Genomic DNA, 26,941 nt, shown 5'->3' on the forward strand with positions numbered 1-26,941 from the left:
CCGACTTCCCGCGCCACCCGGCCCGGCGCCGCGTGCCCCGTGCCCGGCGCCCGGCGCCCGGCCCGCAGCCCCACGGCTGCCGGCCGCGCGGGCGCCGGCCCCCGGGTCAGAGGAGGGGGGTGAGCCAGCGGCGGAGGAGCTCGGTGTAGTGGTCGGGGGCGCTGTTCCACAGGGTGCCGTGGTCGGCGCCGGGGAAGGCCTGGAGGTTGACCACGTCGGGGCGGGCGGCGGCGAGCCGCTCGGCGCTGTGGAACGGGGAGACCCGGTCGTCCGGACTGTGCAGGAGCAGCGTCGGGACGCGCAGGTCGGCACCCTCGGCGATCCGGGAGAAGTCGGCGAGGTCGACCCCGGTGCGGCCCCGCGCGGCGAGGACACCGAGTTCGGCGGCGGCGCCGCGGAAGCCGAGCCGTTCGGCGTCGCGGCGGGCGGAGCCCGGCAGGTCGAGGACCGGCGAGTCGAGGATCAGACCGCTGATGGCGTGGGCCCAGGTCGAGCGGGCCGCGGTCTGCAGGACCACCGTGGCGCCGACCGACCAGCCGTAGAGGATCACCCGGCTCGCGCCGTTGTCGAGCGCCAGCCGTACCGCCGCCTCGACGTCCCGCCACTCGGTCTCGCCGAAGTGGCTGTACCCGTCCGGGGAGGCCGGGGCTCCCTCGTCGCCGCGGTACGTGACGGCGAGGACGGGCAGGCCGAAGCGGTCGAGGACGGGCAGCACCGGGAGGGTCTGCTGGCGGTCGGCCTCCGGGCCGTGGACGAGGATCACCCAGGTGCCGCGCTTGCCGTCGAGGTGCCAGGCGGGGAGCGCGCCGAGTTCCCCGTCGGCGGAGGTGTCGGTGTAGGCGAGGCCGAGTGCCCGGGTGGGGTCGCCGAGGTGGACGCGGGGGGTGAAGCGGACCTCGGTGCCGGGGGTGAGCGTGCCCTGGTCGGCGCGGACCAGCCGACGGGTGACGCCCTGCTCGTCGCTGTGCAGGACGTCCTCGACGACGGCGTGGCCGTTGTCGCCCCACTCGACCGCCCAGCGGCCGGGGTGCAGGCTCTCCGGACTGCGGGTGAAGGTGACCCGCCCGGCGCCGACGCTCCGGACCACGACCGGCCCGGACTCCCGCCCGGACTCCCGCCCGGCGGTCACCGGACGGACCATCCGCTCGGAAGCCCGACGGCCGATCACCAGGACGACGGCCCCGGTTCCGACGGCGGCGGCCGCCACGACGGCAGCGGTTCCCCAGCGCATATCGTTCCCCGCTCTGTTGGTCTCGGACCGGACGGTGTTCGTGCACCAGTCCACCGGCGCCCCGCCCGCGCGGCCACCGGGCTGACCCGTCCGGGGCACGGCCTCCGGATCCGCACCCGCCGTCGGAGGGCCGGCCGCCTCCCCTTGTTACGCGGTCGGCCCGGTGGTGCCCGTTGTCACGCGGTCGGCCCGGTGGTGCCCGCGGTGTCGAGGAGGTGCCAGAAGCGGGGGGTGAGGGATCCGGCGGCCGGGGGCGGTGCGGTGCGGGCGGTGGCGCCCCAGTGGGTAGGGACGTGGTGCTCCTGGTGGAGGGCGGCGAGGGCGTCGGCGAGGGCGTCGGCGGGGGCGGGGACGATGCGGGCGAGGGCGCGGAGGTGGGGCTGCCAGCGGCCGGTGACGCACTGGCGGAGGAGGTGGTCGAGCGCCTCCCCGCGGCCGGTGGCCTCGACGAGTTCGGGCAGGCCGAGGCCGAGGACGTCGGCGAGGGCGCGGGTCTGTTCCTCGTCGCCCTCCCAGCGGTCGGTCAGTTCGGCCTGCCGGTAGGAGCCGAGGGTGGTGCCGGTGCGCTCGGCGACGGCCGCCTGGCCGAGCTCACGGGCGACGCGGTGGTCGCGCAACCGGACCGGACGGGTGTCCATCAGCTGGGCGGCGGGGCACCAGAGGGCGCGGGCGAGGGCGATGAACTCCGCTTCGCCGGGGCGCAGCTCGCCGCTCTCCCAGGCGAGGACGTGGGCGGGCAGCAGCCGTACGCCGTGCGCGGCCAGGCCCTCGGCGACCTGTTCGGGGGTGAGGCCGAGGGCGGCCCGGTGGGCGCGGGCGGCTGCGGGCGAGAACGGCACCGGGGGCGGGGCGGCGGGGGGCTTTCTGCGACGCATGCCACCGAACGCTAGGCGCGGACCACGGCGCGACCCCAGCGACCGAACCCACGAAGCGGCCGGCCCGGGGGCGGTGCCGCGCTGGGCGATCCCACAGCTCATCGGCCGCCGTCCCGTGTGACCAACCCCTCCGTGACCTCGGTTGACTCCCGGTTCGGCCGCGTGATGGGATCCTGGGGCCAATCGGAGGCATGGAGAGGAAGCCGGTGCGAGTCCGGCGCGGTCCCGCCACTGTCACCGGGGAGCACGCTCGGAAATCTCGCCACGGCGGGCCGTCAGAAGCCGCTGGAAGGCACCGGGGGTGCGTCCGACCCGGAAGCCAGGAGACTCTCGCCCCCGCTACGTCGATCCAGGGCGCGGACCCTGAGTGAGGACACGCACGCGATGCAGGCTGCCCCGCCCGGCCGGACTCCGAACTGCCTTCCGCCGAGCCGTCTCCCGATGAGCCGCCTCTCGATGAGTCGCCTTCCGCTGGGCTCCCTCTCGTTGAGCTGTCCCTCCATGAGCCGCCTTCCGGCGTGCGGCCGGTGACCGTCCGTCCTGCGGCCGGCCGCCGCTGGGGCCGCGCCGCCGCGTTCGCGGTGGGCGCCGTCGTGGGCTACGCCGCCGACGCCCGCTTCGCCGACCCGCGCCGGGGCCACCCGGTGGCCGTCTTCGGCAGCGCCGCCACCCGCCTGGAGCGGCGGCTGTGGCGCGACGACCGGGCGGCCGGGGCCGGGTACACGGCGCTGTGCGTGGGTACGGTCGCGGCGGGCGCCCTCGCCCTGGACCGTACCGTCGGCCGGCGACCGCTGGGCCGGGCCGCACTGGCGGCGGCCGCGACCTGGACCGTGCTCGGCGGCACCTCGCTGACCCGGGAGGCCCGCGCCATCGGCCGCTCCCTGCAGCAGGGCGACCTGCGGGCCGCGCGGGAGCGGCTGCCGCACCTGTGCGGGCGGGACCCGAGCGCGCTGGACGAGCAGCAGATCGCGCGCGCGGTGGTCGAGTCGGTGGCCGAGAACACCGCCGACGCCGTGGTGAACGCCCTGGCCTGGGGCGCCCTGGCCGGCACGCCCGGGCTGCTGGCCTTCCGCGCGGTGAACACCCTGGACGCCATGGTGGGCCACCGCTCGCCGCGCCACGCCCGGTTCGGCTGGGCCTCGGCCCGGCTGGACGACGTGGCGGGCTGGCCCGGCGCCCGGCTGACGGCCCTGCTGACGGTGGCCGCCGCCCCGCAGCCGCGGACGGCCTGGCGGGTCTGGCGGCGCGACGGCTCCTCGCACCCGAGCCCGAACGCCGGTCAGGCGGAGTCGGCGTTCGCCGGCGCGGTGGGCGTGCGGCTGGGCGGGACGCTGCAGTACGGCGAGCGCGTCGAGCACCGGCCGGTGCTCGGCGGGGAGCTGCGGCCGGTCACGGTCGACGACATCGAACGGGCCTGCACGCTCTCCCGGCGGGTGGGCGCGCTGGCGCTGGGTACGACGGTCGCGGGGCACGTCCTGCTGCGCGCGCTCCGTGGGAAGAGGGGAAGGGCATGACGAACGCGCTGCTGGTCGCCGGGACGACCTCGGACGCGGGCAAGAGCGTGGTCACCGCCGGCATCTGCCGCTGGCTGGCCCGCCAGGGCGTGCGGGTCGCGCCGTTCAAGGCACAGAACATGTCGTTGAACTCCTTCGTCACCGCCGACGGCGCCGAGATCGGACGCGCCCAGGCGATGCAGGCGCAGGCCGCCCGGGTGGAGCCGGAGGCGGCGATGAACCCGGTGCTGCTGAAGCCCGGCGCGGACGGCCGCAGCCAGGTGGTGCTGCTGGGCAGGCCGGTCGCCGAGGTGGGCGCGCTGGACTACCGCGAGCGCAAGCCCGTCCTGCTGGAACGCGCCCTGGAGTGCCTGGCCGATCTGCGCAGCCGCTACGAGGTGGTCGTCTGCGAGGGCGCCGGATCGCCCGCCGAGATCAACCTGCGCGACCGCGACATCGCCAACATGGGCCTGGCCACGGCCGCCGGGCTGCCCGTGGTGGTGGTCGGGGACATCGACCGGGGCGGTGTGTTCGCGGCGATGTACGGCACGCTGGCGCTGCTGTCCGCGGAGGACCAGCGGCACGTGGCGGGCTGGTTCGTCAACAAGTTCCGCGGCGACGCGCGGCTGCTCGCGCCCGGCCTGGAGATGCTGCACGGGCTGACCGGCCGTCCGGTGCTGGGCACCCTGCCGATGCTGCCCGGGCTGTGGCTGGACGCCGAGGACTCGCTGGACCTGTCGACCGTGGTGGACCGGGTCGACGGGCGCGGCCCGGTCGGGGCGGACGTGCTGCGGGTGGCCGTGGTGCGCTTCCCCCGGCTGTCCAACTTCACCGACGTGGACGCGCTGGCGCAGGAGCCCGGCGTCCTGGTGCGCTGGGCCACCAGGCCGGAGGAGCTGGCCGACGCCGACCTGGTGGTGCTGCCCGGCACCCGGGCCACCGTGGCGGACCTCGCCTGGCTGCGCGAGCGCGGCCTGGAACCGGCGCTGAAGGCGCGCGCGGCGGCCGGGCTGCCGATCCTCGGGGTCTGCGGCGGCTACCAGATGCTGGCGCGCGGGATCGTCGACGAGGTGGAGTCCAAGGCGGGCGCCGTCGACGGGCTCGGCCTGCTGCCGACGCAGGTGCGGTTCGGCGTCGAGAAGGTGCTGGCGCGGCCGGTCGGCGAGGCGTACGGCCGGCGGGTCGTGGGCTACGAGATCCACCACGGGGTGGTGACCGTGGAGGGCGGCGACAGGTTCATCTCCGATGACCGGGGGCAGAGCCTGGACGGCTGCCGGGCGGGCTCGGTCTGGGGCACGACCTGGCACGGCGTGCTGGAGAACGACGGCTTCCGCCGCGAACTCCTGCGCGAGGTCGCCGACCTGGCCGGGCGGGCGTTCGTGCCGGCCCCGGACACCTCGTTCGCCGAGGCGCGCGAGGCCCGGCTGGACCGGCTGGGCGACCTGATCGAGGAACACGCGGACACCGACGCGCTGTGGAAGCTGATCGAGGGCGGGGTGCCGGCGGCCGGATCGCTGCCGTTCCTGGCGCCCGGGGCACCTGGGAGTGACGCATGACTGACGTCCGCTATCCGTTCACCGCGATCGTCGGCATGGCCGACCTGCGGCTCGGGCTGCTGCTGAACGCGGTCTCCCCCGCTGTGGGCGGCGTGCTGGTGCGCGGCGAGAAGGGCACCGCGAAGTCGACCATGGTGCGCGCGCTGGCCGGCCTGCTGCCGTCCATCGCCACCGTTGAGGGCTGCCGCTTCGCCTGCGACCCGGCCGCGCCCGACCCGCAGTGCCCGGACGGGCCGCACTCCGCCGCCGTGAGCCACGAACGGCCGTCCCAGCTGGTCGAGTTGCCCGTCGGCGTGGCCGAGGACCGGATCGTCGGCTCGCTGGACCTGGAGCGCGCACTGGCCGAGGGCGTCAAGGCGTACGAGCCCGGACTGCTCGCCCGGGCGCACCGCGGCGTGCTGTACATCGACGAGGTGAACCTGCTCCAGGACCACGTGGTGGACCTGCTGTTGGACGCCGCCGCGATGGGCCGCTCGTACGTCGAGCGCGAGGGCGTGTCGGTGCGGCACGCGGCCCGCTTCCTGCTGGTCGGCACGATGAACCCGGAGGAGGGCGAGCTGCGGCCGCAGCTGCTCGACCGGTTCGGCCTGACCGTCGAGATCGCCGCCACCCGGGACCCGGCCGAGCGCGCCGAGGTGGTCCGGCGCCGGCTCGCGTACGACGCGGACCCGGCCGGCTTCGCCGCGCGGTTCGCCGAGGAGGAGCGGGCGCTCGCCGAACGCATCACCGCAGCCCGGGAGTTGCTCCCCAAGGTCGAGCTGACCGATGTGGCGCTGCGTCAGATCACCGCGGTGTGCGCCGCGTTCGAGGTGGACGGCCTGCGCGCCGACATCGTGATGGCCCGCACGGCCGTCGCGCTCGCCGCCTGGGACGGTCGCACCGAGGTGCTGGAGGAGGACGTCCGCCAGGCCGCCCGGCTGGCGCTGCCGCACCGGCGGCGCCGCAACCCCTTCGACGCTCCGGGGCTGGACGAGGAGCAGCTGGAGCGGACGCTGGAGGAGCACTCCCAGGGCGACGACGATCCGGAGCCCGAGGGCGACGGCCCGGGCCCGGAGGGCGGCCCCGAGGGCGGCCCCGACGGCGGCGGCCCGGACGGCGGCGGGGCGCCCGAGCCGTCCGCCGACGGCGCACCGGAGGCGCCCGCGGCGGACGGACCGGACGGACCGGACGACGCGGAGCAGCAGCCGCAGCAGCCCGTCCCGACCCAGCACCCCTCCCCCGCACGGGAGTCGGCGCCGGTCGCGGCCGGGGACCCGTACCGGACCAAGCTGTTCACCGTCCGCGGCACCGGCCACGGCGCCCAGGGCCGCCGCTCCCCCGCCGAGACCAACGGCGGCCACACCATCCGCGCCCGCCGCCCGCAGGGCGCGCTCGGCCGGCTCCACCTGACCGCGACCCTGCAGGCCGCCGCGCCGCACCAGGTGGCGCGCGGGCGCAGCGGCCGGGCGCTGGTGCTGCAGAAGGACGACTTCCGCGAACAGGTGCGCCAGGGGCGGGAGTCCAACCTGGTGCTGTTCGTGGTCGACGCCTCCGGATCGATGGCCGCCCGGCAGCGGATGACCGCCGTCAAGGGCGCTGTACTGTCCCTGCTGATGGACGCCTACCAGCGGCGCGACAAGATCGGCATGATCACCTTCCGCGGCACCGGCGCCGAGCTGGCGCTGCCGCCCACCTCCTCCGTGGAGGTCGGCGCGGCCCGGCTGGAGTCGCTGCCCACCGGCGGGCGGACCCCGCTGGCCGAGGGGCTGCTGCGGGCCCACGAGGTGCTGCGGGTCGAGCGGCTGCGCGACCCGAGCCGCCGCCCGCTGCTGGTCGTGGTGACCGACGGCCGGGCCACCGGCGGGCGCGACGCGCTCGCCCGCTCCCACCGCGCGGCCGCGCTGTTCGCGGCGCAGGGCACGGCGAGCGTGGTGCTGGACTGCGAGTCCGGCCCGGTCCGACTGGGCCTGGCCCGCACCCTGGCCGGGCAACTCGGCGGCACCGCCGTCAGCCTGGACGAGCTGCGCGCCGAGGGCGTGGCCTCGCTCGTCCGCGAGAACCGTCCCACGACCGTCCGCGACAACCGCGCGACCACCCTGCGAAAGGCGGCCTGACCCATGCCCAAGGGCGTCCCCGAGAGCGTCCCCGACGACGGCCTGACGACCCGTCAGCGCCGCACGCTGCCGATCACCGCCGTGCACACCGGCCCCGGCAAGGGCAAGTCCACGGCCGCGTTCGGCATGGCGCTGCGGGCCTGGAACCAGGGCTGGCCGGTCGGGGTGTTCCAGTTCGTGAAGTCCGCCAAGTGGAAGGTCGGCGAGGAGAACGCGCTGCGCGTGCTCGGCGCCTCCGGCGAGGGCGGCACCGTCGACTGGCACAAGATGGGCTCCGGCTGGTCCTGGATCCAGCGCTCCGCCGAGCAGGAGATGACCAGCGAGGAGGCGGCCAAGGAGGGCTGGGAGCAGGTCAAGCGCGACCTCGCGGCCGAGACCTACCGCTTCTACGTGCTCGACGAGTTCACCTACCCGATGCACTGGGGGTGGATCGACGCCGACGAGGTGGTGTCCGTGCTCAAGGACCGCCCGGGCAGCCAGCACGTCGTCATCACCGGCCGGTACGCCCCCGAGGCACTGACCGACTTCGCCGACCTGGTCACCGAGATGACCAAGGTGAAGCACCCCATGGACGCCGGCCGCAAGGGCCAGCGCGGCATCGAGTGGTAGATCGAGTGGACCGTTGAGCACAATCCCCCGCCTCGTCGTCGCCGCACCCTCCTCCGGCGCCGGCAAGACCACCGTCGCCACCGGCCTGATCGCGGCGCTCGCCGCGCGCGGGCTGGCGGTGTCGCCGCACAAGGTCGGCCCGGACTACATCGACCCGGGCTACCACGCGCTCGCCGCCGGGCGCCCGGGCCGCAACCTGGACGCCTTCCTGTGCGGGCCGGAACGGATCGCGCCGCTGTTCCTGCACGGCGCGGCGGGGGCCGACGTCGCGGTCGTCGAAGGCGTCATGGGCCTGTTCGACGGGGCCTCGGGGCGCGGCGAGCTGGCGTCCACCGCGCACGTCGCCAAGCTGCTGCGGGCACCGGTGGTGCTGGTGGTGGACGGCTCCTCGCAGTCCCGCTCGGTGGCCGCGCTGGTGCACGGCTTCGCCTCCTGGGACCCGCAGGTGCGCCTGGCCGGGGTGATCCTCAACCGGGTCGCCTCCGACCGGCACGAGCACCTGCTGCGCGAGGCCCTGGAGGAGGGCTCCGGCGTGCCCGTGCTGGGCGCGCTGCGCCGCTCGGCGGCGGTCGCCACGCCGTCCCGCCACCTCGGGCTGATCCCGGCGGTGGAGCGCTCGGCGGAGGCACTGAAGGCGGTCGCCGACATGGGCGACCTGGTCGCCTCCTCCGTCGACCTGGACGCTCTGCTGGAACTCGCCCGCACCGCGCCCGACTTGGACGCCGAACCGTGGGACCCGTCGGCCGAGGTCACCCCGGTGGCCGGGCGGCCGCGGATCGCGGTGGCGGGCGGCGCGGCGTTCTCCTTCTCGTACGCCGAGAACGCCGAACTGCTCGGCGCGGCAGGGGCGGAGGTCGTCCCGTTCGACCCGCTGAACGCCACCGCGCTGCCGGCCGGGACGGCCGGGCTGGTCATCGGCGGCGGCTTCCCGGAGCTGTACGTACGGGAGTTGAGCGGGAACGCCGCACTGCGCTCGGCCATCGCCGCGTTCGCCGCCTCGGGCGGGCCGATCGCCGCCGAGTGCGCCGGACTGCTCTACCTGGGACGGGAGTTGGACGGCCTGCCGATGTGCGGCGTGCTGGACACCGGCGCCCGGATGACCGAACGCCTCACCCTCGGCTACCGGGAGGCCGTCGCGCTGCACGACTCGCCGCTCGCACCGGCCGGCACCCGGCTGCGCGGGCACGAGTTCCACCGGACGGTGTGCGAACCGGGCGCGGGCGAACACCCCGCCTGGGGCTGGCACTTGCCGACCGGGCCGCGCACGGAGGGCTTCGCCGGGAGCAATGTGCACGCCTCCTACCTGCACCTGCACTGGGCGGGGGCTCCCGCGCTGGCGTCGTCCTTCACGGCCGCGGCGGCCGCCCACGGCGGCAGACCGTAGGATCCGCCCATGCATGTGATCGTCCTCAACGGCGGCTCCAGCTCCGGCAAGTCGAGCATCGCCCGCTGCCTGCAGGAGCTGCTGCCCGAGCCGTGGCTGCACCTCGGCGCGGACACCATGGTCGACGCGCTGCCGCCCGCGCTGCGTGACGGCGGCGAGGGCATCGGCGGCCTGGACGGCGGGGACGGGACGGTCGAGGTCGGGCCGGCCTTCGCCCGGCTGGACGCCGCGTGGACGATCGGGGTGGCGGCGATGGCCCGGGCCGGCGCCCGGATCCTGGTGGACGAGGTGTTCCTCGGCACCACCGCCTCGCAGGCCCGCTGGCGGGCGGCGCTGGACGGCCTGGACGTGCTCTGGGTCGGCGTGCGCTGCGAGCCTGCGGTGGCCGCGGCCCGGGAGGCCGCACGCGGCGACCGGGTGGCCGGGATGGCCGCCGCGCAGGCGGAGGCGGTGCACGCGGGGGTCGCATACGACCTGGTGGTGGACACCTCACGGGCCTCCGCCGCCGAGTGCGCCCGCACCATCGCCGCGCGGGTGGGCGCGGCGCAGGCCTGACGGCGCAGCCCGGACCCGACGGCGCGGCCGCCACGGGGTGGGCCGCCATGGGGTGGACCGTCATGCGGCGGGCCGTCATGCGGCGGGTGGGCGCCGCGCGGGCCGTCGCGGCGTGGGCCGGCGCCGCGTCCGTCCGGTGGCGCCGGATCAGTCCCGGTCGAGCAGCGAGGCGAGGTAGCGCGCCGTCTCCTCGCGCAGTTCCTCCGGCACCGGCGTGCGCAGGTGTCCGCTGCCGGCCGTCGCATTGAACAGCACCCCGTCGCACCAGCGGACCAGCCGCCGGGCGTCGGCCACCGGATCGACCGAGCCGCACCGGGCGAGCAGGGCGGCGGCGATGTCGGCGAAGCGCGCGCCCAACCGGTCGTAGACGGCGCGCAGTTCGGGCCTCCGGGTGGCCTCCAGGGCGAGTTCGAGGCGGGCCAGGGTGACCTGGCGTCCGGTGGTGAGCGCCTGGAGGAGCAGGTCGGCGCCGACCCGTTCGAGCAGTTCCCGGGGCGAGGCGTCGGCCGGGGGCTCGCCGGTGAGGACGGGGTGGTCCTCGGTCTCCCGCGCGACGATCCGGACCAGCGCGACCTCCAGCAGGGCGGCCCTGGTCCGGGCGAGGTTGGAGGTCGATCCGGCAGGCAGCCCGGCCTCCTCGTCCACGGCGCGGTGGGTCAGCCCGCGCAGGCCGCGTTCGGCGATCAGGGTGATGGCGGCGTCGGCGATCAGGGTCGGGCGCGGGGGTGTCATGGGTCCGATCATGGCCTTTCTCCTCGGACGATCCCAACCCACTACGGCAGCAGTCCATCGGAACTACATGTGTAGTACGGTACGCACAGCGGCAACTACAGCCGTAGTGTGAGCGTCGGAGAGGAGCCCATCCATGGGCAGGCACCAGGCGATCGTCATCGGCGGCGGCATCGGCGGGCTGGCCGCCGCCCTCGCCCTCCACCGACAGGGCGTCCCCGTGACCGTCCACGAGCGCGCCGCCTCGCTCGAACCCGTCGGCGCCGGACTCGCCCTCGCCCCCAACGCCCTGCGCGCCCTCGACCGGCTCGGCGTCGGCGCACGCCTGCGCTCCCTCGCGAACAGTCACCCCGCCGTCGGCCTGCGCCACCCCTCCGGCCGCTGGCTCGCCCGCACCGACACCGCCACCTTCGAGGCCTGCTTCGGCGACACCATCGCCGCCGTCGCCCGCGCCGAGGTCATCGCCGCACTGGTCGACGCCCTCCCGGAGGGCACCGTCCGCACCGACTCGCCCGCCTCGCTCGTCAGCCCCGGAAGCGCCACCGAACCCGCCGTCGTCCGGACCCCGGACGGCGAGCGGTCCGCCGCACTGGTCGTCGCCGCCGACGGCATCCGCTCCGCCACCCGCGGCCTGCTCTTCCCCCGGCACCCCGGCCCCCGCTACAGCGGCTTCACCACCTGGCGCACCATCGTCACGCCCGCCCGCCGACCGGCCGCCGTCGGCGAGGTCTGGGGACGCGGACGGCTCGCCGGGGTCGTCCCGCTCGCCGACGACCGGGTCTACGTGTACGGCGCCGCCCTCGCCCCCGCCGGCGCCGCGGCCGCCGACGGCGACGAGAAGGCCGAACTCCTGCGCCACTACGGCACCTGGTGCGCCCCCGTCCCCCAACTCCTCGCGCTCGCCGAGCCCGACCGCGTCCTGCGCCACGACGTCTGGGACCTCGCCGACCCCCTGCCCGCCCACCACCTCGGCCGGGTCGCCCTCCTCGGCGACGCCGCCCACGCGATGTGCCCCTTCCAGGGCCAGGGCGCCTGCCAGGCCATCGAGGACGCCGTCGTGCTCGCCGCCCCGCTCACCCCCGCCACGGACCCCGTCACCACCCTCCCCGCCTACACCGCCGCCCGGCTCCCCCGCACCACCACCATCGTCACCGGCTCCCGCCGCATCGGCGACCTCGTCGCCCTCCGCACCCCCGTCGCCACCCTGCTCCGCAGCACCGCCCTCACCCTCGCCGGCCTCCTCCCCGCCCGCGCCCTGCTCAGCCGCTCCGCCCGGACCTACGACTGGCAGCCGCCCGCCCTGCGCGGAGCGGCCTGAGGAGCGGCCGAGGCGTGGCGGCGACGACGCTCCGCGGTGCACGCGGCCGGGCGGCGTACGGCCCGTGGGCCGGGCGGCGGACCCGGCCGGGGAGCCGTCAGACGCCGTTGCCGAAGGGGCCGCCGCCGACGGTGCCACGCAGGGCGTCGGCGCGGCAGCAGGCGGCGCAGCGGAGGCGGGTGTAGATCGTCACCGCGCCCATGAAGACGTCCTCACGACCGTCGGCCGGGGACGGGGAGGCGGCGGGCCCGCCGCAGTCCAGGCAGGGGCGGTGGGGGCGGGCGGCGACGGAACAGGCCCGGCAGATCAGGTGGGTGGGGCACTCGGCGTGCACGACGACGGGCTGGGGGCCGCCGTCGAGCAGGTGGTCGCACCAGGTGCAGGACCGGTCCTCCTGCGCCGCCAGCATCCGGGCCCGGATCTCCCGCTGCCACGGGGCGGCCTGCTACAGCGGGACGGTCACCGGCGGGCCCCACCCGGCGGCGGCGAGCCACCGGGCGCCCTCCGCACCGGCCGCCCGCAGCTGGTCGCCGACGGCGATGTCCCTGGGCGTCCTGTCCTTCATCGGGCCTCTCCTCCGGTGCGGTTCCGCAGGGTCCGCAGGCGCGGGCTCCGTGGGGTCAACGCAGCCGGGCGGCCACCGGACACGCACCGCTGCCCGACGCCCGGCCCGGGTCGGGTGCCGGGTGCCGGATGTGTGGGTGCCGGGCGGCCGGGGCTCAGTCGAGGAGCGGCTCGGTGTCGCCGTGCGCGACGAGGAGCTTGCGCAGCAGCCCGTCGAGCTGGGCGCGCTCGTCGTCGTCGAGTGCGGCGAGGATGCGTTCCTCGTTGTCGACGTGGCCGGCCAGGGCGCCGTCGATGAGGTCCTTGCCCGCCGGGGTGAGGCGGATCAGGACGGCGCGGCGGTCGTCCGGAGAGGGGTTGCGCTCGACCAGCCCCTTGGCGCTCAGCCGGTCGACCCGGTTGGTGATGGCGCCGGAGGTGACCATGGCGGCCTTGAGGAGGGCGCGGGCGTTGAGCTCGTAGGGCGCACCGGAGCGGCGCAGGGTGGCCAGGACGTCGAACTCGGAGGAGTCCAGGCCGCAGGTGGTGAAGTACTCGCGCAGGGCGTTGTCGACCCGGACGTTGAGCCGCCGCAGTCGGCCGATCAGGCCCATGGCGCCGGGGTTCAGATCGGGACGGGTCCTCGCCCACTGCTCGACGATGTCGTCGACGGTGTCGCGCTGCTGCATGGTCTGCCGCCTTCCTGGCTCTGCTTCCGGGAGACCCCCGCCCGAATATCTTAACCTTCACATACTTGACGTTCACCTACCTCGGCGCGTAGAACTTATCTCAACGTTCAGATAATCAACGTTGAGGGGATGGCCGTCATGGACCGCAAGCGCGCAGGAATCGCCGCCACCGCTGCACTCGCTCCGGCTGCCTGGGGCACGACCTACCTGGTCACCACCCAGCTGCTGCCCGAAGGCCGCCCGCTGCTGCTCGCCGCGCTGCGTGCCCTGCCCGCCGGGCTGCTGCTGCTGGCGATCGGCCGCAAGCTGCCCAAGGGGCGCTGGTGGGGGCGGGCGGCAGTACTGGGGATGCTCAACATCGGGCTGTTCTTCCCGCTCATGTTCGTCGGCGCGTACCGCCTGCCCGGCGGGGTCGCGGCCACCATCGGGGCGATCCAGCCGCTGCTCGTCGCCGGGTTCTCGATCGGCGTGCTCGGCGTACGGCCCGGACGGCGCACACTGTTCGCCGGACTGGTCGGGGTCGCCGGGGTCGCACTCCTGGTGCTCAAGAGCGGCGCCCGGCTGGACGGCATCGGGATCACCGCAATGGTCATCGGGATCGCGCTGATGGCCATGGGCACCGTCCTCACCCGCCGCTGGGGCCGCCCCGAGGGCGCCACCCTGACCGACCTCACCGCGTGGCAGCTGCTCGCGGGCTCGGTCTTCCTGGTCCCGCTCGCGGCGTTCGTCGAGGGCGCGCCGCCCGCGCTGAGCGCCGCCAACCTGGCCGGCTTCGCCTACCTCGGCCTGTTCAGCACCGCGCTCGGCTACGTCCTGTGGTTCCGCGGCATCGCCCACCTCGGCGCCGGCCCGGCCTCGTTCCTCGGCCTGATCAACCCGGTCGTCGCGACCGTCGGCGGCCTCGTCGTCCTCGGCCAGACCCTCACCGGCTGGCAGGTCCTCGGCCTCCTGCTCGCCCTCGGCGCCCTGGTCGTGGGCCAGGCCCCCGCCCGCAGGACCGCCGCCCCGGCCCCGGCCCCGGCCCCCGCCGCCGTTGCTGCTCCCGTCGCGGTCCCGGTCCGGGTCCCGGCAGCCACTCGCTGACCGAGCAGCGCCACCCCCCTCACCGCTGCCCCGTCGAGCACCGCTCGGCGGGGCAGCGGCATGCGCGCGCACGGGAGGTGAGCGCCCTGGGGTCAGCCGGTGGCGCGGATGTAGATGTCGGCAGCGCCGGAGAGGCCGCCGGGGATGGCGGCCACGTAGATACGGCGGGTGGCGGAGGTGCGCGTGGGTGTGGGCGTGGCGGTGGGGGTCGGGGTGACGGTCGCGGTGGGAGTGGGCGCGATGACGGCGGGCTCGCCGTCGGGAGCGGGGGTGACCTCCGGGGTCGGGGTGACCTCCGGGGTGGGGGTGACCTCCGCATCGGGACCGGCGTCCGGATCGGCGTCCGGGTCGACATCGGGGCCCGCCTCGGAGTCCGCCTCGGGGGCGAGGGCGGTGGCATCGCCGGTGGGAGCCGGAGCGGCGGAGGACGACGGGTCGGACGGCCCGGACGGCCCGGACGGCGAGGAGTGCGAGGAGTGCGAGGAGTGCGAGTGCGAGGAGTGCGAGCAGGACCGGGAGGGGGACGGGGACGGAGAGGCCTCGGCCTCAGGGAAGACGGACGGCGAGGGGACCGGAGACGGCGGAACGGACGGCGAGGGGACCGGAGGCGGCGGAACGGACGGCGAGGGGACCGGAGACGGCGGAGTGACCGGTGAAGTGGCCGAAGACGGCAGAGCGGACGGCGAGGAGGTCGGAGACGGCGGAGTGACCGGCCCCTCCGGGAGCTCCGGCGCCTCGGCCGGCTCGTCGCCGCCGAGGGCGGCGACGAGGTCGGGCGGAAGGGGGGCGGCGGGGCCGGGGGCGGGGAGGTCGTAGGCGCTGAGGAAGTCGCCGAGGCCCGGGGCCTTGCCGCCGCCGAGGCGGTAGTGGAGGTAGGCGATGGGGGCGCCGTCGGAGGTGTGGGTGTAGACGGCGCCGACCGGGACGTAGTACCGGCCGACGCCGGGGTGCTGGGAGGGGTGGAGGCCGGCCAGGCGTTCGGCGCGGTCGCGGTCGGTCTCGTGGCCGGGGCTGCCGAGGGTGAGCGCGTTGACGCCGCGCACCACGAGGGCGGCGCCGACGGACACGCACAGCACCAGCCCGACGGCGACGGTGCGCCGCAGGACGGGTCGGCCGTGCAGGGCGGGCCAGGAGTCGGTCACCATGCGCTCGGGTGGGATGCCGTCCACGGGTTGCTGCTCCCCCTCGATCAGGACGTTCGATCCGGTTGTTCGATCAGGACGTCACACTGTGCTCGACGTGGGACCGTAGCCGAGAGTTCCTCAGCCCAGGTAGGCGGGGGCCACCGCAGCCTTGGTGACCGGCTGGGGGCTGCCCGAGCCGTCGGCCGGGACGGCCCACAGGTCGGCGCCGTAGTCGCCGGGCAGGGCGTAGAGCAGGGTGCCGTCGCCGGACCAGAGCGCCTGGTCGTCGATGTTGCGCTGCTCGGCGGTGGCGGTCTCGGTCATGGTGGCGAGGTCGAGCACGTACAGCCGCCACGGGGCGTCGTCGGGGAGGCCGGGGACGCGCTTCTTGTACGCGATGCGGGTGCCGTCCGGGGAGAGGGAGGGGCATTCGACGTTGTCGTGCAGCGCGGTGAGGGTGCGGGCGGCGAGGTCGCCGCGGACGAGGTGGGTCTGTCCGCCGCTGGCGACGGTGGCGTAGAAGGTGTTGTCGTCGGCGAAGGTGACGCCCCAGATGTTGATGTCGTGCGCCTGGGACGGGTGGCCGTCCAGGATGATCGCGAAGTCCTCCAGGTTCTCCCGGAGGTTCCAGTCCCGGACGTCCACGATCGAGGTGCGGGTGGAGAAGTTGCTGCCCGCGTACGAGTCGCCGCTGACGAACACCGTCCAGGCGGCGAGGTGCCCGGACGGCGAGACCCGGGAGCGGGTGGGGATGCCGGCGGCGGGGAAGGAGCGCCGTTCGCGCAGGTGGTCGTCGAGGATGACGGCCCGGTAGGTGTCCTCCAGCGCGCCGCGCTGGGCCTGGAGGCAGATGCCGGTGCCCGCGGCGGCGTGGAAGCGCAGGCACTGGACGCCGGAGGCCGTGCGGGGGCCGTCGGGGTGGTCGGCGGCGACGGTGGTGATCTCGTCCCGGTGCGGGCCCCAGGCCATGTTGCGGAACATCAACTGACGCCCGCTGCTCGGGGCTTGGAGGGAAACGGTGCCGGGCCGGACGGAGGGGCCGCCGGGCTGGGCCTGGTCCCGGCGGGCGGTGCGGTCGGCCGCGTACAGGACGGCCCCGGTGCCGACCGCGCCGAGCAGCACGACGGCGACCAGCAGGATGATCACCCTGGTCCGGTTCTGCAGGTTCACGAACTCTCCTCGACTGCGACGGCGACGGGTCCGGCTTCTGGCGCGGCATCGGATGCGGCATCGGATGCGGCATCGGGTTCGGCTACTCGCCCGGCGACGTGCCCGCCGTCGGGTCCGGCTTCGCGTGCCGCCGCCGGCCCGGCCGGGCGCAGCACCGCCGACGCGCCGAGCACACACAGCGCCAGCGCCCCCGCCGACCAGCCCAGCGCCGTCGGGCCGCCGACCGCGCCCCACAGCGCGCCGAACAGCAGCGAGCAGGCGAACCGGGCCAGCGCCTGCCCGGTGCCGACCAGGGCGAGTCCGGCGCCGCGCTGCTCGGCCGGCACGGCGTCGGCGGCCGCGGCGGCGAGCACGCCGTCGGTGGCCGCGTAGAACGCGCCGTGCAGCACCAGGACGCAGATCACCGCCGGCAGTCCGCGCAGCGGCGAGAGCAGCACCCCGTACGCGAGGAGCAGCACGCCGTGCCCGGCGAGGAAGAGCCGGTGGCGGCCGATCCGGTCCGCGAGCGCCCCCAGCGGGACGGCGAGCAGCAGGAAGGCGGCGGCGGTGCCGAGCGGCAGCAGCGGGAAGAGGGTGACGGACAGGCCCAGTCGGCGCTGGACGAGCAGGTAGAGGAAGGAGTCGCTGACGGTGGTCAGTCCGAGCAGGACGGCGCACAGGGTGAGGCGCCGGAGTCCGGGCAGCCGCAGCAGGGTGAGGCTGTCGCGCAGCGAGGGAGCGGGAGTTGATGGTTCGTCAGCACGTTGCTGCCGCTTCGGCACGAACAGCAGCAGGATCAGCACGCCGAGGGCGGCGACGCACGAGCTGACCGTGAACACCGCGTCGTAGCCGTGCCGTTCGCCGCCGTCGGCGAGCAGCGGGCCGCCGGCCAGCCGCAGCACCAGGAAGGCGGTGAGCGGGCCGAGCAGGGCGCCGGCCGTGTCCATCGCCCGGTGCACGCCGAACGCCCTTCCGCGGTGGGCGGGTTCGGTGGCGAGGGAGATCATCGCGTCCCGGGGTGCGGTGCGCAGGCCCTTGCCGGTGCGGTCGACGGCGATCACGGCGCCGATCATCGGCACGGAGTGGACGAGCAGCAGCAGCGGGCGGCACAGCGCCGAGAGCCCGTACCCGACGGCCGCGACGGCCTTGTGGCGGGCGGCGCCGTCGCGGCCGCGGCGGTCGGCGAGGTGGCCGCCGACGAGCCGGACGAGGGCGCTGAAGCCGTTCTGGATCCCGTCGAGCAGGCCGAAGCCGAGCGGGGAGAGGCCGAGCCCGGTGAGCAGGTAGAGGGGGAGGACGGCGGTGACCATCTCGGAGGAGACGTCGGTGACCAGGCTGACGGCGCCGAGGGCGAGCACCGTTCCGGGGACGGCGGCCCGTCGCGCCGGTCCTGCGGCCGGGGCGACGGGTGCCTTCGAACTGCGGGAGTCCGCGACGTACACGGGCGTCAGTTCCAGATGCCGGTGATGTCGGTGGCGCCGGCCGAGTTGCCCGCGTGGGTGTCGAGGCCGGCCAGGTCCTCCAGGGTGTGCAGAACGTCGTAGTGGCTGTAGGTGGTGGCGGTGCTGCTGCCCGGGGTGACGTGGGCGCCGTAGAGCAGGGTCGGGATGCGGTTGCCGGCCATCCCGTCGTTCTCGTCGAAGGTGACGACGAGCAGGCTGTTGTTGCTCTTCGCCCACTGCGCGTAGGCGTCGAGGTTGCTCTGCAGCCAGGAGTCACCGGTGCCGACGGAGCAGTCGTGCATGTCGTCGCAGAGGTCCGGGACGACGAAGGAGACCTTGGGCAGGGTGCTGAAGTCGGTGGGGAACGCGTCCATGGTGTTCGCGCTGCCGGTGGGCACGTTGCCGAAGCCGAACCACGGGTTGTGCTTCTGCGCGTAGTTGTCGACGCGGCAGTCGGTGGCGCCCTGCTGGGGCAGGCCCTCGTTGTAGCTGGCCCAGGTCTGCCCGGCGGCGAGCAGTTCGGAGGCCAGGTTGGGTGCCTGCAGCGCGCCGACGTGCACGCAGCTGTCGTCCACGATGCCCTGGGTGCTGCCGGAGAACAGCGCGTAGTAGTTGGGCTGGCTGGGGTGGGTGAGCGCGTGGGACTGGGTCAGCTGTGCGCCGCCGGCCACCAGGGTGTCGTTGATGTACGGGGCGTCGGGGCTGCCGATGACCTGCGAGTAGGCGTGGTTCTCCAGCACCACGACGACCACGTGGTCCGGCGCGGGCAGGCCGGCGGCGGTGTCAGCGGCCGCGCTGCCGCCCGCGGACCAGAGGCCCAGCGAGCCGGCGGCCAGGCCGAGCCCGGCGGCGAGGGTGGTCAGCGGGCGGATCCTGCGGCGGCGGGCGGGGCGCGGCGCGGCGGACCGAGCCGGGGTGGCGCCGGCCGTGGGGGCGGAGTCGGGGGCGGGGACGCCGGGGGTGCGCGGTCGTGCGATGGCCATGGGGTCCTCCGGAGGTCGGGGCTGCCGGGGCAGGAGCGCCGAAAACAGTAGGAGCGCGCGGGTGTCGTGTACGGCACAAGACAAGTGAAGAACAGACGAACAGCTGCCGCGACCGGGCCGTCCGGTTCGTGGACGTGCAGCGTTCCGGCCGGCGAGCCGAAGTCCCGGCCGGAGCGGCCGAGGTCCCGGCCGAAGCGGCCCAGGTCCCGGCCCGCGCACCGCCCGGCGGCGGACGTCACACCGGTCGCGATTGACCCCCTCCGGCCGCCCGTGGTGGGATCGCGGGGGCCGCTGCCGAGGGGCCGGGAACGGCAAGGAGCGCGGTACGTGATCGGACTGGTCGCCATCGACGGGCCGGGCCATCCGCTCGCCGACGAGCTGCACGCCCTCTGGCCGGAGGGCAGCCGCGTCCACCACGCCTCGCGCGGCAACTGCTTCCAGCCGCCCGACGCCCTGGACTACGCGCTCCGCCGCTACCGGGCCGTGGTCGCCGTCGCCGCGCTCCCGACCGTGATCTCCCTGCTCACCGGCGGGCTCGTCGACCTTCCGCGCGGCACGGCCCTGCTCTGCGTGGACCCGCAGCGGCGCTGGGTGATCCCGATGGCCGGCGGGGAGACGGCGGAGGAGCTGTCCGTCGAGGTGGCGGCCGCCCTCGGCGTCACTCCGGTTCCCACCGGCCACGCACCGTGGGCCGGGGCGCCCGTCGCACCCGTCGCGCCCGGGGCATCCGAGGCCCCCGAGGACGCCCCGATCCTGCGGGTCACCGACCGGGAGGACCCGGGCTACAGCGATCTGCTGGTGCTCCCGCGCACGCTCGTCGTCGGGGTCGGCGCCGCCGGCGGCGCCGGGCGGACCGAGCTGGTGCGCCTGCTGGACGCCACGCTCAAGGAGGCCGGCCTGGCCCGCGCCGCGGTGGCCCGGCTGGCCACCGTGGCCGGCAAGGCGGACCACCCGGCGGTGCGCTGGGCCGCGTTCTGCCTGGGCGGGGTACCCGTGGAGGAGCACCCCGCGGAGGAGCTGGCGGGCGTCCCGGTGCCGAACCCGTCCGCGGCGGTCGGGGCGGCCGTCGGTACGGCGAGCGTCGCCGAGGCGGCGGCGCTGGCGAGCGCGCCGGGCGGGCGGCTCGTGGTCGCCAAGCGGAAGTCGGCGATGGCGACGGTGGCGATCGCACGCGCGACGGCGGTGCGTGGCCGACTCGTACAGGTCGACCTCGGGACCGGCCGGCCCGGCCTGCCGGGGGCGGGCACCCCGGGGGCCGGCGCCCCGGGGGCGGGCCGGCCGGGAACCGACGCGGCGCAGCCGTACGTACCGGCCGAACTGCGGGACGCCTCCGCGGTGGTGGGGACTCCCGAGGCCCTCGACGCACTCGCGGCGATCGAGGCGGCGGCCGGGCCGCTCCGGCCGACGACGCGGCGGATCGCGGTGGACGTCGCCGCCGGGACGACGGCGGACGGCTCCGGGGCGCCGCTGGACCCGGCCGGAGCCGCCGCACACCTCGCCGCCCACGGACACACCGTCGCCCTGGTCACCCTCGGCGACGGCGCCGGACTCGCCGTGCCGCCCGGCCCGTACGAGCTCCGCCACGTGCCCGCACCGGCCACCCGGGCCGCCCCGGCCGACACCGACAGCGACACCGACGCCCACCCCGCCGACCCCGCCCAGCACCAGGGAGACCCCGCGTGACCGCCCCCGAACCCGACCTGCGCCACCACGGCGACGCCGAGGTCCGCGCCGACGGGCTCGGCCTGATCGACCTCGCCGTCAACGTCCGCACCGGAACGCCCCCGAGCTGGCTGCGCGAGCGCCTGGCGGCCACCCTCGGGGACCTCGCCGCCTACCCCGACCAGAGCGTCGCCCGCGCCGCGGTGGCCGCCCGGCACGCCCGCCCGGTGGACGAGGTGCTGCTCACCTCGGGGGCCGCGGAGGCCTTCGTCCTGCTGGCGCGCACCCTGACGGCCCGTCACATCGTCGTCGTTCACCCGCAGTTCACCGAGCCCGAGGCGGCCCTGCGGGATGCCGGACACCGGGTGCACCGGGTGCTGCTCTCCCCCGGGGACGGCTTCCGACTGGGCGCCGTCCCCGAGGAGGCGGACCTGGTCGTCCTCGGCAACCCGACCAATCCGACCTCGGTGCTGCACCCCGCCGAGGCCGTGGCCGCGCTCGCCCGGCCGGGGCGCACCCTGGTGGTGGACGAGGCGTTCATGGACACCGTGCCGGGTGAACGGGAGTCCCTCGCCTCCGTACGGGACCTGCCCGGCCGGGTCGTCGTCCTGCGCAGCCTCACCAAGACCTGGGGACTGGCCGGGCTGCGGATCGGCTACGTGCTCGGACCGGCGCCGCTGATCGCCGAACTCGCCGCCGCCCAGCCGCTCTGGCCGGTCTCCACCCCGGCCCTGGCCGCCGCCGAGGCCTGCAGCACCCCGGCCGCACTCGCCGAGGCCGACCGGGCCGCCGACGAGCTCGCCCGCCGGCGCGACCACCTGCTGACGGGCCTGGCCGCCTTCCCGCAGGTGCGGTGGTACGGCGAACCGGCCGCCTCCTTCGTCCTGGTCCGGCTGCCGGACGCCGCCGCCGTCCGGGGGCGCCTGCGCGAGCACGGCTTCGCCGTCCGGCGCGGGGACACCTTCCCGGGCCTGGGCGAGGAATGGCTGCGGATCGCCGTCCGGGACGAGGAGACCACCGACCGGTTCCTCAAGGCCCTTGCGGCGGTGCTCAGTCCAGCCTGAGCCGGTCGCCCGTCCGGATCCGCCCGGGCGCCAGCACCTGCGCGTACACCCCCACGCAGGGCAGTGCCGGCATGCCCTCCAGCGGGACCACCCGGTTCCGCTCGGCCGGGATGCGCAGGGCCTCCGGACGGCCGGGCAGCGGGCCGTGCCGCAGGGTGGGGACGGCGCAGCGCGGGGTGGCCGCCACGACGCGCAGGCGCAGCGTCGGACCGACGGCCAGCTCGCGCCCCACCCAGGCGTTCTCGACGAAGCCCTCACCGTCGGTGCGGATCACCAGGTTCGGCCGGTAGCGCTCGGCCTCGCAACCGGTGGCGTGCAGCGTCGAGGTGGTGATCAGGTGCAGCGGAGCGAAGTCGAAGAAGCCGCCCTCGGGCGCGGCACGCCCCAACTCGTTGACGGTGAAGCCGACTTCGGCGGCGATGCCGCGCGCCAGCACCTCCTCCGGCACGGCCCGCTCGACCGTCGCACCGGGCGGGCGTCCGGCGACCAGCGCGACCTTGCGGCCGAGCGCCTCGGACAGCTCCGCCTCGTCCGCGGCGTGCCCGTCCGGACCGGTGATCGTCACGCCGCCGTCCGCCGTGGCCGCCGCCGCATACCCGAGCAGGCCCGCCCAGAGCCGGGGGTGCTTGGCACTGGCGACCCGCCCGGTCGCCGGGTCGAGCAGCGCCCGCTCCCGGTCCCCGGCCAGGCCGCGGCCGGTGACGTCGGCCGCGTCCAGCTCCTCCCCCAGCAGGGACTTCACCGGGTAGCGCCGCAGCCGCTCGACCGGGCCCACGTCGACGCCGGAGCCGGCGCGCGCGTCGGCCCCGCTCAGCACGCCTCCTCCACCCATGCCCGGAGCGCCTCGAAGTGCAGCTCCCGCAGGCCGAACCGGGGATCGACCCAGAGCGCCACGGCCGGGGCCGGGTGGTTCGCCTCGATCCACTCGATGTCCTGCGGGCCGAGCTCGTCGTCGACCCAGACGAACGGCCGCCCGGCCGCCCAGGCGACCAGGTCCCGGGTCTTCCAGTGCAGCCCGTCCGGGTCCGTGCCGAAGATCTCCGTCCAAGGGACGTAGGGGAGTTCGGGCAGCCCGATGTTCGGGCCGATGAGGGCGTTCGCGTCGTCCGTCCAGGTGGTGGCCCACACCAGCTCGTACGGCAGCGCCAGCAGCTCCGGCCCGTGCACCGGGTTCAGCCACACCCGCAGCGGCTCCACCTGCTCCCGAGGCTGCGGCGCGTGGCGGGCCACCCACGTCTCGGGGAGCAGCCGGTGGGTGCGGTAGCCGTCCGGCTGACGGGCCCCGGGCGCGGCGTAGGGGTTGAGCGGTCCGTCCACGTCCAGGAAGAGCAGCGGCTGTCCGTTCATGCGGCGGCCGCCCACTCCCGCAGGGTCGCGAAGTCGTCGGCCAGCAGGCCTGTTCGGGGGTTGACGTGCAGGGTGAGCGCCGGCCCGGCGTGGTTCGCCGCGATCCACTCGGCGTCCTGCGGGCCGAGCTCGTCGTCGACCCAGACGAACGGCCGCCCGGCCGCCCAGGCGACCACGTCCCGGGTCTTCCAGTGCAGCCCGTCCGGGTCCTCGCCGAACATCTCCGTCCAGCGGATGTACGGCAGTTCGGGCAGTCCGATGTTCGGCCCGATGTGGGTGTTCGCCTCACTCATCCAGCCGGTGGCCCACACCAACTCGTAGGGCAGCGCCAGCAGTTCGGGGCCGTGCGCCGGGTTCAGCCAGACCCGCAGCGGCTTGACCCGGCCGACCGGGCGCTTGGCGTGCTTCGCCCGCGTCGCCAGCCTGGCCTGTGCCGCCGCCAGCCGCTCCTGCTTCGCGATCCACCAGGTGGGCCGCAGGCGGAAGGTGCCGTAGCCGTCCGGGCGCCGCTTCGGCGCGGCGAAGGGGTTGAGTGGTCCGTCCACGTCGAGGAGGAGCAGGGGCTGCTGGGTCATGTCATGAATTCTCGTTCCGGCGCCGACAGTTGACCAGCGATTTGCCGGTCGCGGTCGGGCCTCTCCCCGGGCCCCGGCGAGGCGCTCGGCGCAAAGCCCGCAGGCCCCTCCCCGGTGCGGGGAGGGGCCTGCGGGCGTTGCACGCACACCACGGGGGCGTCGGATCAGACCTGGCCGGCCTTCTCCAGGGCCTCGCAGCAGGTGTTGATCAGGAGGCGGGTGACGACGTAGGGGTCGACGTTGGCGTTCGGGCGACGGTCCTCGATGTAGCCCTTCTGCTCCACCTCGACCTGCCACGGGATGCGGACGGAGGCACCGCGGTTGGAGACGCCGTAGCTGTAGACGTTCCACGGGGCGGTCTCGTGCTTGCCGGTGAGGCGGGACTGGATGTCGTCACCGTACTGGCTGACGTGCTCCAGCACCTTCTCCTGGGAGGCGCCGAGCGACTCGCAGGCGGTGATGATGGCCTCGTAGCCCTCGCGCATCGCCTTGGTGGAGAAGTTGGTGTGCGCACCCGCGCCGTTCCAGTCGCCACGGGCCGGCTTGGCGTCGAGGGTGGCGTCGATGCCGAACTCCTCGGCGGTGCGGTAGAGCAGGTAGCGGGCGATCCACATGTCGTCGGAGACGGTCAGGGCGTCGACCGGGCCGATCTGGAACTCCCACTGGCCGGGCATGACCTCGGCGTTGATGCCGCAGATGGCCAGGCCGGCGTCGATGCAGCGGTCCAGGTGCAGCTCGACGATCTCGCGGCCGAAGACCTCCTCGGCGCCGACGCCGCAGTAGTAGCCGCCCTGCGGGGCCGGGAAGCCGCCCTCCGGGAAGCCGAGCGGGCGGGAGCCCTTGAAGAAGGTGTACTCCTGCTCGATGCCGAAGATCGACTCCTGGGAGGCGTACTTCTCGGCGACCTCGCGCAGCAGGGCGCGGGTGTTGGACTCGTGCGGGGTGCCGTTCGTCTCCAGGACCTCGCAGAGGACCAGGATGTTGTCGCCGCCGCGGATCGGGTCCGGAACGACCTTCACCGGCTCCAGCACGCGGTCCGAGGCGTGGCCCTCGGCCTGGTTGGTCGAGGAACCGTCGAAGCCCCAGGTCGGGATCTTGTCGGCGTTGGGCAGGACGCGAGTCTTGGAACGGAGCTTCGCGGTCGGCTTGGTGCCGTCGATCCAGATGTACTCGGCCTTGATTGCCACGGCTTGTCCCTCGCATTGCTGGGTGGTGGGTGCCCGCGTAGCGTCGCAAGCCGCCGTTTCCCGGTTGTTCCTCTCATGTAACGCGCATGTGAACCAACCGTCCGCATTGGCACGGTCACGGTGCGGGAGTGCCGGGGGTGGCACTCCCGCCTCGCGCGGTGCACGCGCCCCTCCCCCGGGGCCCTCCGCGGACCGGCCGCCGAGGCCGGGGCCGGTCACCGCAGCAGTCGGCGGCCGGCCCCGGTCACGACGTCGCCTCAGTGCCGGCGGGCGTGCGCGGCCCGGCGGCGCCGGGTGGCCCACAGCGCCGCCGCCCCGCCCGCGACCAGGGCGGCGGCCCCGGCGGCCAGCGGGCCGGTGGCGCTGCTGCCGCCGGTGGTGGCCAGCCGCTCCGGCTGCGCGGACTTCCCGGCCCCGGCCGGCGGGACGGCGGCGTGCGAGGTGGTGGTGTCGGCCACCGGCTGTGCGGCGGGCGGGGTGCTCGGGGCGTTCGTCGCGGACGGGGCGGCCGACGGCGCGGAGGGCTTCTCGCAGCCCACCGAGGCGACGGTGACCTTGCCGCTGACCTTGGCGACGTTCAGGTTCAGCGGGTTCACCTCGACCTGCACCTCCAGGGCCGAGGCGGCGGCGGTGGTCGAGGTGGTGGTCTTCTTGGAGAACTCCACCGTGACGCTGCCGATCAGCGGCACGTCCACCTTGGTGGGCCCGTACAGGCCGACGGTGACCGGCTTGCCGAGCACGGTCAGCTTGGCCGGCGCGACCACGTCCGCGGTGGGCTGCCCGTCCACCGGGCAGGTCGCCTCGGCGCTCATGGCCTCCAGGCCGAGCAGCGCGGTGGCGGGCAGGCCGGGGGCGTGCACGTCGGCGTTGACCAGCTTCACGGAGGCGGTGGCGCCCTTGGCGTCGACGCGGGTCACGGACTTGCCGACGTCGGCCTTGACCAGGGTGACCGGGCCCTGCTGGTCGACACCGTCCACCGCGGCGGTGAGGACGGAGCCTCCCCCGGCCTCCGGCCGGGGGGACCCCGATCGCTGTGCGGGCGACTCCACCTTGTTCAGGGCGATGTTCACCGGGACGTCCACGGCGTTGTTCAACAGCTTGACGTCCAGCGCGACTTCGGCGGTGACGGCGCGGGCTTTGCCCGGGGAGGGCTCGGCCGACGGGGCGGCCGGAGCGGCCTGGACGGGCCCGGCGGTGAGCAGCGTGCCCGCCGCCATCACGGCGGTGGCGGCGGCGACGGCGGTTGCAGAAACGATTCGGCGAGCAGACAAGGCGGTACCCCCACACAGATGGAACGATGAGCCGCCAGTCTTCTCGAACAATCCGTCACATGAGCAACACGGAACGTCATTTCACCCGTTGGAGTGAGATTGACGTTCCGCGCTGACCTGACTCTGCTACGAACGGGCCTCAGGCCAGCCGCCAGTCCACCGGCTGCGCCCCCTGCCGCACCAGCAGCTCGTTCGCCCGGCTGAACGGCCGGGAGCCGAAGAAGCCACCGCTCGCCGAGTACGGGCTCGGGTGCGCCGACTCGATCGCCGGGACGGCTCCCAGCAACGGCCGCAGGTTACGGGCGTCGCGCCCCCACAGGATCGCCACCAGCGGGCCGCCGCGCGACACCAGCGCCCGGATCGCCTGCTCGGTGACCTCCTCCCAGCCCTTGCCGCGGTGCGCGGCGGGCTTGCCCGGCGCGGTGGTCAGCGCGCGGTTGAGCAGCAGCACGCCCTGCTGCGTCCACGGGGTGAGGTCGCCGTTGGACGGCTGCGGCAGGCCCAGGTCGGTGCCGTACTCCTGGTAGATGTTGATCAGGCTCGCCGGGATCGGGCGCACCTCCGGCGCCACCGAGAAGCTGAGCCCGACGGCATGGCCGGGGGTCGGGTACGGGTCCTGCCCGACGATCAGCACCCGCACGTCGGCGAACGGCTGCTGGAAGGCCCGCAGCACGTTCGGGCCGGAGGGCAGGTAGGTGCGGCCTGCGGCCAGCTCGGTGCGCAGGAAGTCGCCCATCGCGGCGACCCGTCCGGCGACGGGTTCCAGGGCGGTGGCCCAACCGGGCTCGACGATCTCATTCAGTGGACGCGGTGCCATGGTCGCCACCCTATCGGCCTACACCGACAGGGCGTTCCGGCGGATGATCATGGGATCGGGGGCCGTCGGGAGGCCCGTTCCGCGGGCCCGGCAGCGGCCCCGGCGGACCCGACAGCCCGGCGGCCCCGACGGACCCGGCGGACCCGAACCGCGCACCCGACC

25 protein-coding genes and 1 riboswitch are annotated in these 26,941 nt (G+C 75.5%); of the genes, 10 read left to right on the top strand and 15 right to left on the bottom strand.

What is annotated here, in order from left to right:
* Positions 1–106 precede the first annotated feature (106 nt).
* Together ABT048_RS12415 and ABT048_RS12420 are read right to left on the bottom strand one after the other, a co-directional pair.
* The gene (locus tag ABT048_RS12415; RefSeq protein ID WP_350521308.1) at positions 107–1,231 is read right to left on the bottom strand and encodes an alpha/beta hydrolase family protein; all 1,125 of its coding nucleotides are present in this window, start codon (positions 1,229–1,231) and stop codon (positions 107–109) included.
* Between the two features lie 176 nt (positions 1,232–1,407).
* Positions 1,408–2,106: a helix-turn-helix domain-containing protein gene (locus ABT048_RS12420; protein ID WP_350521309.1), complete on the bottom strand. Its 699-nt coding sequence runs from the start codon at positions 2,104–2,106 to the stop codon at positions 1,408–1,410.
* A 197-nt stretch (positions 2,107–2,303) separates the two neighbouring features.
* A riboswitch (cobalamin riboswitch) is annotated at positions 2,304–2,435 on the top strand.
* A 198-nt stretch (positions 2,436–2,633) separates the two neighbouring features.
* Here ABT048_RS12420 and ABT048_RS12425 point away from each other — a divergent pair.
* Genes ABT048_RS12425 through cpt form a run of 6 tightly spaced genes read left to right on the top strand, consistent with a single transcriptional unit; the run spans position 2,634 to position 9,796 of the window.
* The gene (locus ABT048_RS12425; RefSeq protein ID WP_350521310.1) at positions 2,634–3,620 is read left to right on the top strand and encodes a cobalamin biosynthesis protein; all 987 of its coding nucleotides are present in this window, start codon (positions 2,634–2,636) and stop codon (positions 3,618–3,620) included.
* Positions 3,617–5,155 (top strand): cobyric acid synthase, encoded by a 1,539-nt coding sequence (locus ABT048_RS12430; protein ID WP_350521311.1) that lies wholly within the window; start codon positions 3,617–3,619, stop codon positions 5,153–5,155. The genes ABT048_RS12425 and ABT048_RS12430 overlap by 4 nt, the downstream gene beginning before the upstream one ends.
* Positions 5,152–7,248: a putative cobaltochelatase gene (locus tag ABT048_RS12435; protein WP_350521312.1), complete on the top strand. Its 2,097-nt coding sequence runs from the start codon at positions 5,152–5,154 to the stop codon at positions 7,246–7,248. The genes ABT048_RS12430 and ABT048_RS12435 overlap by 4 nt, the downstream gene beginning before the upstream one ends.
* Positions 7,249–7,251: 3 nt before the next feature.
* A complete protein-coding gene (gene cobO, locus ABT048_RS12440) occupies positions 7,252–7,857 on the top strand; it encodes a cob(I)yrinic acid a,c-diamide adenosyltransferase (protein ID WP_350521313.1) in 606 nt (201 codons plus the stop codon).
* 13 nt (positions 7,858–7,870) lie between these two features.
* Positions 7,871–9,241 (top strand): cobyrinic acid a,c-diamide synthase CobB, encoded by a 1,371-nt coding sequence (locus tag ABT048_RS12445; RefSeq protein WP_350521314.1) that lies wholly within the window; start codon positions 7,871–7,873, stop codon positions 9,239–9,241.
* 15 nt (positions 9,242–9,256) lie between these two features.
* Entirely contained in the window at positions 9,257–9,796 is a 540-nt protein-coding gene (gene cpt, locus ABT048_RS12450; protein ID WP_350521518.1) for a chloramphenicol phosphotransferase CPT, read from the top strand.
* A gap of 147 nt (positions 9,797–9,943) precedes the next feature.
* Here cpt and ABT048_RS12455 read toward each other — a convergent pair whose 3' ends face one another.
* Positions 9,944–10,540 carry a TetR/AcrR family transcriptional regulator gene (locus ABT048_RS12455; protein ID WP_350521315.1) on the bottom strand — a complete coding sequence of 199 codons (597 nt, stop codon included), beginning with the start codon at positions 10,538–10,540 and terminating at the stop codon, positions 9,944–9,946.
* 121 nt (positions 10,541–10,661) lie between these two features.
* Here ABT048_RS12455 and ABT048_RS12460 point away from each other — a divergent pair, with 121 nt between their 5' ends.
* The gene (locus tag ABT048_RS12460; RefSeq protein WP_350521316.1) at positions 10,662–11,843 is read left to right on the top strand and encodes an FAD-dependent monooxygenase; all 1,182 of its coding nucleotides are present in this window, start codon (positions 10,662–10,664) and stop codon (positions 11,841–11,843) included.
* A 97-nt stretch (positions 11,844–11,940) separates the two neighbouring features.
* On the opposite strand, the gene ABT048_RS12465 is transcribed toward ABT048_RS12460, so the two are convergent.
* Both ABT048_RS12465 and ABT048_RS12470 read right to left on the bottom strand, forming a co-directional pair.
* The gene (locus tag ABT048_RS12465; RefSeq protein WP_350521317.1) at positions 11,941–12,252 is read right to left on the bottom strand and encodes a hypothetical protein; all 312 of its coding nucleotides are present in this window, start codon (positions 12,250–12,252) and stop codon (positions 11,941–11,943) included.
* A 310-nt stretch (positions 12,253–12,562) separates the two neighbouring features.
* Entirely contained in the window at positions 12,563–13,075 is a 513-nt protein-coding gene (locus ABT048_RS12470; protein ID WP_350521318.1) for a MarR family winged helix-turn-helix transcriptional regulator, read from the bottom strand.
* 138 nt (positions 13,076–13,213) lie between these two features.
* On the opposite strand from ABT048_RS12470, the gene ABT048_RS12475 reads away from it, so the two are divergent.
* Positions 13,214–14,158: an EamA family transporter gene (locus ABT048_RS12475; RefSeq protein ID WP_350521319.1), complete on the top strand. Its 945-nt coding sequence runs from the start codon at positions 13,214–13,216 to the stop codon at positions 14,156–14,158.
* A 92-nt stretch (positions 14,159–14,250) separates the two neighbouring features.
* Here the strand turns inward: ABT048_RS12475 and ABT048_RS12480 are convergent, their stop codons facing one another.
* The 4 genes from ABT048_RS12480 to ABT048_RS12495 form a co-directional block, all read right to left on the bottom strand.
* Entirely contained in the window at positions 14,251–15,327 is a 1,077-nt protein-coding gene (locus tag ABT048_RS12480; RefSeq protein WP_350521320.1) for a hypothetical protein, read from the bottom strand.
* A 93-nt stretch (positions 15,328–15,420) separates the two neighbouring features.
* Positions 15,421–16,446: a TolB family protein gene (locus ABT048_RS12485; protein WP_350521519.1), complete on the bottom strand. Its 1,026-nt coding sequence runs from the start codon at positions 16,444–16,446 to the stop codon at positions 15,421–15,423.
* Positions 16,447–16,448: 2 nt separating this feature from the next.
* Complete coding sequence (locus ABT048_RS12490) at positions 16,449–17,873, bottom strand: MFS transporter (RefSeq protein WP_350521321.1); 1,425 nt, start codon at positions 17,871–17,873, stop codon at positions 16,449–16,451.
* Positions 17,874–17,878: 5 nt separating this feature from the next.
* Positions 17,879–18,856, bottom strand: a complete 978-nt coding sequence (locus ABT048_RS12495) for an alkaline phosphatase family protein (RefSeq protein ID WP_350521322.1) — start codon at positions 18,854–18,856, stop codon at positions 17,879–17,881.
* 327 nt (positions 18,857–19,183) lie between these two features.
* Between ABT048_RS12495 and ABT048_RS12500 the strand changes: the two genes are divergently transcribed.
* The gene (locus ABT048_RS12500; protein WP_350521323.1) at positions 19,184–20,539 is read left to right on the top strand and encodes a cobalamin biosynthesis protein; all 1,356 of its coding nucleotides are present in this window, start codon (positions 19,184–19,186) and stop codon (positions 20,537–20,539) included.
* Positions 20,536–21,582, top strand: coding sequence for an Rv2231c family histidinol phosphate aminotransferase CobC (gene cobC / locus ABT048_RS12505; RefSeq protein WP_350521324.1), 1,047 nt, complete (start codon positions 20,536–20,538; stop codon positions 21,580–21,582). The genes ABT048_RS12500 and cobC overlap by 4 nt, the downstream gene beginning before the upstream one ends.
* On the opposite strand, the gene ABT048_RS12510 is transcribed toward cobC, so the two are convergent.
* The 6 genes from ABT048_RS12510 to ABT048_RS12535 form a co-directional block, all read right to left on the bottom strand.
* Positions 21,569–22,399 carry an MOSC domain-containing protein gene (locus ABT048_RS12510; protein WP_350521325.1) on the bottom strand — a complete coding sequence of 277 codons (831 nt, stop codon included), beginning with the start codon at positions 22,397–22,399 and terminating at the stop codon, positions 21,569–21,571. The two genes, cobC and ABT048_RS12510, sit on opposite strands and share 14 nt — an antisense overlap.
* Entirely contained in the window at positions 22,393–22,929 is a 537-nt protein-coding gene (locus ABT048_RS12515; protein ID WP_350521326.1) for a hypothetical protein, read from the bottom strand. The genes ABT048_RS12510 and ABT048_RS12515 overlap by 7 nt, the downstream gene beginning before the upstream one ends.
* Positions 22,926–23,504 carry a hypothetical protein gene (locus ABT048_RS12520; protein WP_350521327.1) on the bottom strand — a complete coding sequence of 193 codons (579 nt, stop codon included), beginning with the start codon at positions 23,502–23,504 and terminating at the stop codon, positions 22,926–22,928. Before ABT048_RS12520 ends, ABT048_RS12515 begins: the two co-directional genes overlap by 4 nt.
* 164 nt (positions 23,505–23,668) lie before the next feature.
* On the bottom strand, positions 23,669–24,691 hold the full coding sequence (gene glnII / locus ABT048_RS12525; RefSeq protein WP_350521328.1) for a glutamine synthetase GlnII: 1,023 nt from the start codon (positions 24,689–24,691) through the stop codon (positions 23,669–23,671).
* 257 nt (positions 24,692–24,948) lie between these two features.
* On the bottom strand, positions 24,949–25,962 hold the full coding sequence (locus tag ABT048_RS12530) for an SCO1860 family LAETG-anchored protein (RefSeq protein WP_350521329.1): 1,014 nt from the start codon (positions 25,960–25,962) through the stop codon (positions 24,949–24,951).
* 139 nt (positions 25,963–26,101) lie between these two features.
* Positions 26,102–26,779: a uracil-DNA glycosylase gene (locus ABT048_RS12535; RefSeq protein WP_350521330.1), complete on the bottom strand. Its 678-nt coding sequence runs from the start codon at positions 26,777–26,779 to the stop codon at positions 26,102–26,104.
* Between the last annotated feature and the right edge of the window lie 162 nt (positions 26,780–26,941).

Origin of the sequence: Kitasatospora sp. NPDC096140 (genome assembly GCF_040303045.1) — a bacterium.
In the GTDB taxonomy this organism is placed as follows: Bacteria; Actinomycetota; Actinomycetes; order Streptomycetales; family Streptomycetaceae; genus Kitasatospora.